The sequence below is a fragment of the Mesorhizobium sp. M7A.F.Ca.CA.002.15.2.1 genome, assembly GCF_003998715.1.
GTDB classification, from domain to species: domain Bacteria; phylum Pseudomonadota; class Alphaproteobacteria; order Rhizobiales; family Rhizobiaceae; genus Mesorhizobium; species Mesorhizobium ciceri.
In genome coordinates, this window is sequence record NZ_RZPI01000443.1 from 1 (window position 1) to 4,801 (window position 4,801).

4 protein-coding genes are annotated in these 4,801 nt (G+C 61.9%); 1 reads left to right on the top strand and 3 read right to left on the bottom strand.

The window, feature by feature from the left end:
- Positions 1–476 (bottom strand): trimethylamine methyltransferase family protein (locus ENZ74_RS22160; protein WP_206522307.1); only part of this gene is annotated, 476 nt, incomplete at its 3' end.
- Between the two features lie 217 nt (positions 477–693).
- On the opposite strand from ENZ74_RS22160, the gene ENZ74_RS22165 reads away from it, so the two are divergent.
- Positions 694–1,284, top strand: coding sequence for a transglycosylase SLT domain-containing protein (locus ENZ74_RS22165; RefSeq protein WP_013530886.1), 591 nt, complete (start codon positions 694–696; stop codon positions 1,282–1,284).
- 34 nt (positions 1,285–1,318) lie between these two features.
- On the opposite strand, the gene ENZ74_RS22170 is transcribed toward ENZ74_RS22165, so the two are convergent.
- Both ENZ74_RS22170 and ENZ74_RS22175 read right to left on the bottom strand, forming a co-directional pair.
- Positions 1,319–3,535, bottom strand: coding sequence for an ABC transporter ATP-binding protein (locus tag ENZ74_RS22170; protein ID WP_127312990.1), 2,217 nt, complete (start codon positions 3,533–3,535; stop codon positions 1,319–1,321).
- A gap of 67 nt (positions 3,536–3,602) precedes the next feature.
- Entirely contained in the window at positions 3,603–4,760 is a 1,158-nt protein-coding gene (locus tag ENZ74_RS22175; protein WP_013530884.1) for an ABC transporter permease, read from the bottom strand.
- Between the last annotated feature and the right edge of the window lie 41 nt (positions 4,761–4,801).

Below are 4,801 nucleotides of genomic sequence, written 5' to 3' on the forward strand. Positions count from 1 at the left end.
CAGTTGAAATGCTGCGCCAGCCGTGTGAGATCCGAATAGTCGCGCAAATTGCCGGCGCGGCGGCCGCGCTCCATGTCATGGACATTGGGCGGCCCGGCAACGAGGGTGAAATTGATGGTGTTGCCGCCCAGATGAACCGCGTTGGCCGGGTTGCGCGGCGTCAACACATAGCTGGGCTGCGTGGTCTTCAGCACGTCTTCGATCAGGCCGCGATCGATGCGGACATTCGCTGAGGCATGATCGACCCTGGCGCCGGCCTTCTCGAACAGCGACAGCGCGCGCGGACTCATCACCTCGATGCCGAAATTCTCCAATATGTGCATCGACGCCTGATGGATCTGCTCGATCTGATCGGGCGACAGCATGGCCATTGGCGGATAGGGATTGGTCACCCGCCTGAGCGGCAGTTGCGGAATGGCCGATGGCCCCCGATTGCTGGTGCGCTCGGCGCCGCGTTTGCGTCTTGGTTCGTTCATGCCTGGCATCAAAGCCCCGGCAAACCAGGCAAGCTGTCATAAATACGCCGTTTGCGGGCGTGATTTTAGCCACGGCGGCATTTCCGCAGTATCCATTTATAGAATACGACGAAATATGTCGGATTGTTGATATGGGATTTCCTCGAGCGACCGCTCGGGCGAAGCGTTAATGGACGCTGCAAGATTCCCTTTATGATTTCGGCCTATTGCTCTGCCGATGCGTAGTTCGAGTTTTAGTAAAATTGGTGCGGTTTGCGTGCTGCTGGCGCTTTCGGCCTGCGCCACGCCGCCCAATCACATCAACAATGTCTGCGCCGTCTTCGACCAGAATGACGGCTGGTTCGACAACTGGCAGTCTGCCGCCGAGCGCACCCAACAGAAATATGGCATTCCCGTTCCCGTACTGATGGCGACGGTGCGCAAGGAATCGGGCTTCAAGAGCAATGCAAGGCCGCCGCGTACCAAGCTGCTCGGCTTCATTCCGTGGAAGCACGTCTCCACGGCCACCGGCTTCTCGCAGGCGCTGGACGGCACCTGGTCGCAATATCAGCGCGAGACCGGCAACTGGGCGGCGCGGCGGACGAAATTCGCCGATGCGGTCGATTTCGTCGGCTGGTATCATTCCAAGACATCTGACACCTACGGCGTCGCCCGCAACGACACCTACAATCTCTACCTTGCCTACTATCTCGGCTGGACCGCCTATGGCCGCGGCAACAGGGGCGATGCCGGTGTGCAGGGCTATGCCCGGGCCACCGACAAGATGGCGCGGGACTATGCCCAGCAGTTGAGCGAGTGCGGGAACTGAGCTTGCCGCATCGTTGATCTCGATCTTCGGACTGTCAGCTCGGCCTTTTGCCGCGCGGACGCTTTGGTGGCGTGCCAGCAAAACCGGGGCCATCGCCATGCGGCGCGTCGTCCGGCATACCTTCGTGCGCGGCGTGTTCCTTGTCGAACTTGATCACGGGCTCCATCTTGGCCAGCACGTCGTCGGAGAGCCAGCACAGGCTCATATGACCGTCGCCGAGATGCTTGACCGGCGGCACCTTGGTCTCGCAGAGATTGTCCGGCACCAGCTTCTTGTAGCCGCAACGGGTCTGGAACGGACACCCGGATGGCGGGTTCATCGCCGACGGGATGTCGCCTTCCAGCACGATGTGCTTCTTCACGACACTCGTGTCGGCGATCGGGATCGCCGACAGCAGCGCCTCGGTATAGGGATGATAGGGCGGTGCGAAGATCTGGTCGGTCGTGCCTTGCTCGACGATATAGCCGAGATACATGACGACGACGCGGTCGGCGATGTAGCGAACGACGGACAGATCGTGGCTGATAAACAGCATCGTCGTCTTGTTCTTGCGCTGGATGTCCATCAGCAGTTCGGTCACCGCCGCCTGCACCGACACGTCCAATGCCGAGACCGGCTCGTCGGCCACCACCACCTTGGCGTCACCGGCAAAGGCTCGCGCCACGCCGATGCGCTGCTTCTGGCCGCCCGAAAGCTGACGCGGCTTGCGGGTTTCGAATGCCCGCGGCAGCTTCACCAGGTCGAGCAGCTCCAGCATCCGCTTGCGGCGATCGGCAACCGTCTTGCCGACATTGAACTTCTCCAGCGTGCGGATGATCTGCGAACCGACCGAATGGCTGGGATTGAGCGTGTCGAACGGATTCTGGAACACCATCTGGATCGACGACACCGTGTCGACGCTCCGTTTGTCGATCCCCGTCGACTGGATTTCCGTGTTGCCCAGCGTCACCGTGCCGGCACTTGCCGTCTCCAGCCCGAGCAGCACCTTGGCCAGCGTCGACTTTCCGCAGCCGGATTCGCCGACGATGGCGACCGTCTCGGATTCGCGCGCCATGAACGAGATCGTCTCGTTGGCCTTGACGACGCGGCCCTCGCTCGAGCCGAACACCTCGCTGCCGCCGACCCTGTAATATTTTCTGAGGTCCTCGATCTTGAGCACCGGCGCGCCGGGCATGACGCGCTCATTGACCTTCTTGGCACCGGGTGGCAGCGCTTCCCAGTCGATCTCGTTGAAGCGCACGCAGCGCGAGAAATGGCCTTCATGACCAGCGACCTCGATCATCGGGATTTCGGCGGCGTTGCAGACACCCTCGACGAAATGGTGGCAGCGCGGGCCGAAATTGCAGCCCTTGGGCCGCTCGTGCGGCAGCGGCAGCTGTCCGGGGATGGAGATCAGCGGCCGTGAGTTCTTGTCGGCGCCCGGCAGCGGGATCGAGCGGAACAGCCCTTGCGTATAGGGGTGGCGCATCCGGTCGAACACGTCCTTGATCTTGCCGGTCTCCACCGCTTCGCCCGAATACATCACGGTGATGCGATCGCAGGTTTCCAGGATCAGGCCGAGATTGTGCGACACGAAGATCATCGACGTGCCGAACTTCTCGCCCAGCCCCTTGACCAGATCGACGATGCCCGCCTCCACCGTCACGTCGAGCGCCGTCGTCGGCTCGTCGAGCAAAAGCAGCGCCGGCTTCGACAGCAGCGCCATGGCAATGACGATGCGCTGCTGCTGGCCGCCGGAGAGCTGGTGCGGATAGGAGCGCATCATACGCTCGGGATCGGGCAATTTGACCGAGCGCACCATATCGAGGGCGCGTTTATAGGCCTCTTCCTTCGACACCTTGTCGTGGATCAGCGGCACTTCCATCAGCTGCTGGCCGACCTTCATCGCCGGGTTCAGGCTCGCCATCGGCTCCTGGTAGATCATGGCGATCTTGTTGCCGCGGATGGAACGCAACTCCTCGTCGGAGAGTTCGCCCATGTCCTTGCCCTGGAACTTGATCTTGCCGCCGACGATCTTCCCGCTGTTGGAGAGGTCGCGCATGATGCCGAGCGACACGGTCGACTTGCCGCAGCCGGATTCGCCGACGATGCCCATCGCCTCGCCCGGCATGACGGCGCAGGAAAAATCCATGACCGCCGGTATCTCGCCCTTGCGGGTGAAGAAGGAGATCGACAGGTTCTCGATCTCGATGATCGGCCCTTTGGTTGGCCCGGGGGTCGGCTTGGCGGGATTTCGAACTGCCTCGTTCATGGGTCGCTCCAATCCTGGTTCTTCCAGGCCTGTTTCTCTCAGGCCCATCGGGTCGAAACCCGCGACATCAGTCTTTCATCGATTGTTCGCGCAGCGAGTCGGCGAGCAGGTTCAAGCCCAGCACGAACGACATCAGTGCGATGGTCGGCGGCAGCGCCGGATGGATGAAGGAGCGCAGCAGGCGGCTGGCGTCCTTGATCGCGGTGCCCCAGTCCGGACTTTCCGGCGCCAGGCCAAGGCCGAAATAACCGAGCGTGCCGAGCAGGATGGTGGTGTAGCCGATGCGCAGGCAGGCATCGACGATCAATGGCCCGCGCGCATTGGGCAGGATCTCCCACAGCATGATGTACCAGGGCGATTCACCGCGCGTCTGCGCCGCCGCCACATAGTCGCGCGTCTTGATGTCCATCACCAGGCCACGCACGATGCGGAACACGCCGGGGCTGGAGGCGAACACCACCGCCACGAAGATGTTGAGCTGGTTTGGATCGATATGGACGATGTGCAGCGGGTCCTTATCGAACACAAGGCCGAGATAGATCCAGCCACCGAGGATCAGGGTGATGCCGAGCAGGATGTAGAGCCGGTCGGGCCGGTTCTTGTAGCGGGTCCAGAACAGCACGCTGAAGAAGATGATCGGGAACAGGAAGAACACGCCGGCCATGCCGTACGGGATCGGCGTGTCCATGATACCCGGCGTCACCAAGAGGTAGAACAGCAGGATCACCGGGAAGGCGAGCACAAGGTTGGCCAGGAACGACAGCACGGTGTCGATCTTGCCGCCGTAATAGCCGGCGGGCAGGCCGAGCGTGATGCCGACCATCAGCGCGAAGCCGGTCGCGGCAGGCGCGATGATCAGCACGATCTGGCTGCCATAGACCATGCGCGAAAACACGTCGCGCGCCAGCTTGTCGCCGCCGAACAGATAGGTCAGCCCCGACTGCGGTTCGACGGCGCCCGGCAGCACGTCCTTCATGATCGGAATCTGGGCCAGCGGATCGAAGGGCGATATGGTCGCGGCGAAGATCGCCGTGAACAGCCAGAACAGGCAGATGCCGACGCCGACAATGCCGACACCGCTGTCGAACAGCTGGCCGTAGAGCGCCAGCTTCTTCTTGTAGGCGAAGCTCGCGCCCATGACGATGACGAGCGCGATCCAGACCGGCCAGAAGCGCGACAGCACTTCGAAAACGACGGTGAAGCCACTGATGTATTGAACCGGCATCGGCTTCGCTCCCTACTGAACTCTGATACGCGGATTGAGAA